Here is a 2,943-nt window from a genome sequence, read left to right on the forward strand (position 1 = left end):
TTGATTATGTGAAAGTTTTTTTATTTGTTGTAATATTGTTGCTACTTTATTCATTAATTGCCTCCTAAAAATGTGTATATTTAATTATAGACATTTTCTCAATATTTAACACAAATCAACAGTTATTTATAACAGAGCCAAATTAAAAAAAGCTATCACTTAGATTTTCTCCTTGTGATAGCTTTATTTTATATTTCTAACTATTTAATTATATTAATCTCTAAATCTTAAGTTTTATCTTTTTATAATATCTTTTTAACTCTTCCTACAATTCCACCTTCGATCATTACTTTTATTCCATGATGGTGATCTCTAGAGTTTGTTAATATTCTCATTACAACTCCTTCAGTTAGCTTTCCTGTTCTTTGGTCACCTTTTTGAACTACAGCTACCTTTGCTCCTATTTTTATATCACTTCTTTTTGTTCCATCCATTTCTCTTTCCTCCTATTCTCTTATTAAATATAATCATTAATGCTTTCATAAATATTCTTATCTGGGTACAATGCTAGTATATTGTCATCCTCAATTAATTTATAATACTTTGTTGAATAGCTTACAATAAACTTACTGTTAGGCAATGTAAATTTCAGTATCTCACCATAACAATTTGGCTTACCACCTGAAGGCTCACCCAATATTTCAGCATTAGTAAAAAACTTAAATTCATATGCATTTAACAAGGCTGATGAAAAAGTTTCTCTTCCTATAATAACCTTTAAATTTTCTTTCTTATTTATCTTTTCATTATTTTTCAGAAAATCTATAAGAGGCTTTATTAATGTAGAATCTCCCCCTAAGTTATTTCTTAAATCAACAGTAACCTTTGAAATATCCTTCTTCTTAATAACATCTATAGTCCTATTAATCTTTTCACTTAAAGCTTCAACGCCATCTTCTCTACAACTGTTATACTTTATATATAACTCATCTTCAACTTCTTCAAACCAATAATTATTACTGTTATATCTTGCATATATAGGTAGCTTCAACTGTTCTATATACCTTAAATCCTGCATTGAAACAGTCTTTAAGGATACCTCTTCTAAGTCTACAGTTATCATTACCTCATCCTTACTATCACAGATACAAAGTCCATATAAAACATCCACTGCCTGCAAATATTTAGAAGCTTGTGCCTTTAATAAAAATTCATTTTCATGAGAAATAATATTAGATAACTCCATCAAAACTTCGTCTATAGGGATACCTTCAATAAACTCCACCTTCTTATACAATAACTCCCTATACTCTTCACTTGCATTAATTATATAAACTCCATCCTCAAAAATATAAAACTTAAGTGGTAGATATGTATTCACAGGAAAAACCACACTAGTATGTGCATCACCAACAGTTGCAGCAATTCTACTTAACTCAACCTTCATATCATCATACTCCAAGCTATCCACATCATCCTTAAGTTTATCAATCATCTCATTAAATCTCTCTTCTGCTAAATTAAAAAATAAATTCTTATGTCCCTCAATCAAATTAACCCTAAAAAACTCTAAATCCTCATGCCATTTTTCTGTCCAAATACTCTTCATAACATCTCCTAAAATATACTTTCACTCATTATATCACGAAACCTCATAAAATATAGCATACTAAAAAGCCAGCACATTCAAGTACTGACCTTTAATTTATAAATTAAATTCATTTCATTAATTGTAGCTCTTATACTTTCTACTAAAACATCTGGTCCAATAACCTTTATATCTGCTCCCAAGCCTAATAACCAATTAATTAATCCATTATTGTTAAATGCTTCAAAAATTAATATATATTCATCATTACTTTTATTTACTTTAACCAAATCACCTAATTCTTCAATTATATAATTTTTAACCCAATCTTTACATGTTATAATTTCAACATTTATTTTGTCTTTATCTTTTCCCGCATACATTTTAAAGCATTTCATCATATATTTATTAGGTGTAAATTCTCTATCAATTCCTTCTATTAATCCTTTTTCTTTGATATCTTCTTCTAGAATTTGCACATTTAAAATTCTATCTAATCTATACCATGATAAATCTGTATGACTCTCTTTATTCAATAATAAATAATAGTAATCATTCTTAATACCCAAATAAATTGGATTCGCTATATATCTTTTTAATTTTCCTTCTTCACTCTTACAGATTAAATCTCTTTTTTCATCAATACTTCCATAATTAAAACTAATTTTTTTCCCTTCTTCAATAGCCTCATATATTACATCTATATTATCTATTATTTGCTTATTCTTACTTCTTGCTTCTTTATATAATTCATTTTGCTTTTTTATTGAATATCTTGTATAAACTGAATTACATTTAAGTAGCTTTTTTTCAATTTCTTCTATCAATTCATATGGAATACACTTATTACTATGGAGACAATCACTAATTACTTTTATCTCCTTTTTCTTTATCATAGGATTCTGAATATAATATCCACTGCTTCTATTAAATTCAGATATTTCAATCCCCAGTTCTCTTGCATCTTTTATATAGGCATAAATAGTTTTTCGATTAAGCATTTCTCCAACTTCAGCAAACATAAACTTATTAATATCTTCAATACTTAATCCATTTTCTCTACTGCTATTTTCCCTTAATATAGAAATAAACTTAAAAAATTTTATATTATTTTTCATTACTCTAATAACAGTAAATTTAATATATTTATTTCAGTTGAACAAAATATATTTTTACTGCTAAACCCTGCCTTTCTAAGTGGTTCTAAAGAATTACTCTCAAATTGAATAAAAGGAATATCCTTATAAATGTCTGTAATTGGTAATACTCCTCCTATATTATAAAATGCTCTACAATAGCTTGTTATTAAATCTTTTAAATATGGCTTTTCCTCTCTTTCATAATATTTTTTTAATTTCTCTATCATATGAAAGCTTGCTAATGGGATTGCTATATATCTACTATTAATTGCTTTT

The 2,943-nt window shown here is 26.7% G+C and carries 4 protein-coding genes; all 4 read right to left on the minus strand.

Features of this window, described 5'->3' with window-relative positions:
• Positions 1–242: 242 nt before the first annotated feature.
• A complete protein-coding gene (locus ACRC28_RS10755) occupies positions 243–434 on the minus strand; it encodes a YwbE family protein (RefSeq protein WP_438543446.1) in 192 nt (63 codons plus the stop codon).
• A 23-nt stretch (positions 435–457) separates the two neighbouring features.
• Positions 458–1,549: a peptidase S41 gene (locus ACRC28_RS10760; RefSeq protein WP_438543447.1), complete on the minus strand. Its 1,092-nt coding sequence runs from the start codon at positions 1,547–1,549 to the stop codon at positions 458–460.
• A 77-nt stretch (positions 1,550–1,626) separates the two neighbouring features.
• On the minus strand, positions 1,627–2,646 hold the full coding sequence (locus ACRC28_RS10765) for a helix-turn-helix transcriptional regulator (RefSeq protein ID WP_438543448.1): 1,020 nt from the start codon (positions 2,644–2,646) through the stop codon (positions 1,627–1,629).
• A partial coding sequence (locus ACRC28_RS10770) for a hypothetical protein (protein ID WP_438543449.1) occupies positions 2,646–2,943 on the minus strand: 298 nt, incomplete at its 5' end. The genes ACRC28_RS10765 and ACRC28_RS10770, both read right to left, overlap by 1 nt.

Source organism: Clostridium sp. (assembly GCF_051650885.1).
Classification (GTDB): domain Bacteria; phylum Bacillota; class Clostridia; order Clostridiales; family Clostridiaceae; genus Clostridium.